Annotated in this window: 2 protein-coding genes and 1 pseudogene; 1 reads left to right on the top strand and 2 read right to left on the bottom strand. The window is 71.3% G+C overall.

Annotated features, from left to right (window positions below; all coding sequences use genetic code 11):
- Positions 1 to 156: 156 nt before the first annotated feature.
- Positions 157 to 594: an Lrp/AsnC family transcriptional regulator gene (locus RMO85_RS00280; RefSeq protein WP_310525712.1), complete on the bottom strand. Its 438-nt coding sequence runs from the start codon at positions 592 to 594 to the stop codon at positions 157 to 159.
- A gap of 53 nt (positions 595 to 647) precedes the next feature.
- On the opposite strand from RMO85_RS00280, the gene RMO85_RS00275 reads away from it, so the two are divergent.
- On the top strand, positions 648 to 1592 hold the full coding sequence (locus tag RMO85_RS00275; RefSeq protein WP_310525710.1) for a 5'-3' exonuclease: 945 nt from the start codon (positions 648 to 650) through the stop codon (positions 1590 to 1592).
- A 3-nt stretch (positions 1593 to 1595) separates the two neighbouring features.
- Here RMO85_RS00275 and RMO85_RS00270 read toward each other — a convergent pair.
- Positions 1596 to 2368 (bottom strand): annotated as a pseudogene (locus RMO85_RS00270) (RNA helicase); the annotation flags it as partial.

Genomic DNA, 2368 nt, shown 5'->3' with positions numbered 1-2368 from the left:
CGCCGAGCCCGCGCACAAGGCCGCCGAGATGGCCGAGGCGACGCGCCTACCCCCCGCACCCCCGGCCTGGTAGCCGGCCCGCGCAACGTGCCCTCACCTGTGTTGGAGCCCCCGGATATCCGGGGACTCCAACACACAGGCGCCCCCGCCACCCCGTCAGCCGAGGGGGCGGTTCTCGTACGCCGTGGACAGCACGATCGTCGTCCGGGTGGACACGTTCGCGGCAGCGCGGATCCGCGCGAGCAGGTCTTCGAGGTGGCGCGGTGTGGCGACGCGGATCTTGAGGATGTACGACTCCTCGCCGGCCACCGACCAGCACGACTCGATCTCCTCGATGTGCACCAGCCGCTCGGGATAGTCGTCCGGCTGCGAGGGGTCGATCGGCGTGATCGAGATGAACGCGGTCAGCGGCCGGCCGAGCTGCTCGTGGTCCACCTGGGCGACGTATCCCTGGATGAGGCCACGGGACTCGAGCCGCTTGACGCGCTGGTGCACGGCGGAGGTGGAGAGGCCGGTTGCCTTCCCCAGGTCGGTGAACGACATCCGCCCGTCCGTGGCGAGCAGGGACAGGATCAGGCGGTCGGTGGTCTCCACGGGTGGGCTTGTCACGCGCTCAGACTAGCGACGACTCGTGCGAGGATCCGGTGGTGACCGCACAGCGACTGATGCTTCTCGACACGGCATCCCTCTACTTCCGCGCGTTCTTCGGTGTTCCGGACTCGGTGCGGGCCCCCGACGGCACTCCCGTCAACGCGGTTCGCGGCCTGCTCGACTTCATCAGTCGGCTCGTGGAGGAGTATCAGCCGACGCACCTCGTGTGCTGCTGGGACAACGACTGGCGCCCGCAGTGGCGCGTCGACCTGATCCCGTCCTACAAGCAGCACCGGGTCGTCGCCGTACGCCCCGGCGATGTGCCCGACATCGAGGAGGTCCCCGACCCGTTGGAGGCCCAGATCCCGGTCATCATCGAGGTCCTCACCGCGTTCGGCATCTGCATCGTCGGCGCTGATCGCTTCGAGGCCGACGACGTCATCGGCACCCTCGCCACCGACGCCGGCATGCCAGTCGACATCGTCACCGGCGACCGCGACCTCTTCCAGCTCGTCGACGACACCAGCGAGGTGCGCGTGCTCTACACCGCCCGGGGCGTCGGCAGGCACGAGCGCGTCACCGAGCACACCGTCGTCGAGAAGTACTCCGTCCTGCCCCAGCAGTACGCCGACTTCGCCACCCTGCGCGGAGACGCCTCCGACGGCCTGCCAGGGGTGGCCGGGGTGGGCGACAAGACGGCCGCCAGCCTGCTCCTGTCGTACGGCGACCTGTCGGGCATCAGGGCAGCGGCCGCCGACCCCGGGTCGGCCCTGGGCCCCGGCCCGCGAGGCCGGATCATCGCCGCGTCCGACTACCTCGACGTCGCGCCCACCGTCGTGGCCCTCGCCCGCGACATCGACCTCGGCACCCCGGACTCGCAGCTCCCCCGTGTCCCCAGCAACCCCGACGCGCTCGTCGGGCTGGCGAGGCGCTGGGGGCTCAACAGCCCGGTCGAGCGCCTCACCGCGGTGCTCGCGAGCAGCGACAGCGGCCGGACCTGAGGCCTACTCCGTGACGGACGAGTAGGCCACGACCCCGCGCTTGAGGGCGTGCACCGTGGCCCGTGCGGTCCTGCGCAACGGTGCGTCGCCCGCGGCGTCCGCGACCTGCCCGGCAAGGTCGAGCAGCTGCTTCATCCAGCGCACGAAGTCACCGGCCGCCAGGTCGGTCCCGCCGAGCACCTCGTCGAGGTCGTCCCCCTCCGCCCAGCGGTAGGCCGCCCAGGCGAACCCGAGGTCGGGCTCGCGCAGGAACTCCAGCTTGTTCTCGCGCTCCAGCGCGTCGAGTCGGCCCCACACGCGCACGGTGTCGACGAGCGCGGTCTGCACGCGTCCGCCCGGCACCTTGGGCGCCGACGCGTCGTCGGCGCGTCGTGCCTCGTAGACCAGCGACGACAGCACGGCCGCCAGCTCCGAGGGGGTCAGCTCGTCCCAGAGCCCCTCACGCAGCGACTCGGCAGCCACGAGGTCCATGTCGGTGTAGATCCGCGTCAGGTGTCGCCCGCGCTCGGTCACCTTGTCGCCTTCCAGATAGCCCAGCGCGGTCAGCACGCTGCACACCCGGTCGAAGGTCCGCGCCACCGTGTTGGTCCGCGACTCGACCCGGCGCTTGAGGGTGTCGGCGTCGCGCGCCAGCTTGAACGACCGCTCCGCCCAGCGGGCGTGGTCCTCCCGCTCGGGGCACTGGTGGCAGGGGTGCTGCTTGAGACGCGTGCGCAGCTCGGCTATCTCCCGGTCGATCGGTGACTCGACAAAGGCGTCGCCGGGCTGGGTACGCC

Source organism: Nocardioides sp., assembly GCF_031422975.1.
Classification (GTDB): domain Bacteria; phylum Actinomycetota; class Actinomycetes; order Propionibacteriales; family Nocardioidaceae; genus Nocardioides.
The sequence above is the reverse complement of the archived record's forward strand: the minus strand, read 5'-3'. Positions and strand labels throughout refer to the sequence as shown.